Genomic DNA, 230 nt, shown 5'->3' with positions numbered 1-230 from the left:
ATCCGAGACCGCCGATGTCCGCGCGAGCGACGTCGTCGTCTCGTCCGACGGAACGGACTCGGTCATCGAGATCGACGGCGCGCGGCTCCCGTTGCACCTGCGCGTCCTCGGCGCCCACCACGTGAAGAACGCCCTGGCGGCGCTCACCGCGGCGACCGCGCTCGGCGTCGATCCGGCCGCCGCGATCGAGCGCCTCGAGACGATCGAGCTTGCCGAACGCTGGCGCATGC

1 protein-coding gene is annotated in these 230 nt (G+C 72.2%); it reads left to right on the top strand.

Going from position 1 to position 230, the window contains the following annotated elements; all coding sequences use genetic code 11:
• The coding region (locus tag SB660_RS24270) for a Mur ligase family protein (protein WP_410585206.1) at positions 1-230 on the top strand (230 nt) is incomplete at both ends.

The sequence above is a fragment of the Bacillus sp. SIMBA_005 genome, from assembly GCF_046535585.1.
Taxonomy (GTDB): Bacteria; Bacillota; Bacilli; order Bacillales; family Bacillaceae; genus Bacillus; species Bacillus pumilus.
Note: the sequence above shows the minus strand (reverse complement) of the source record. Positions and strands in the feature narration are given on the sequence as shown.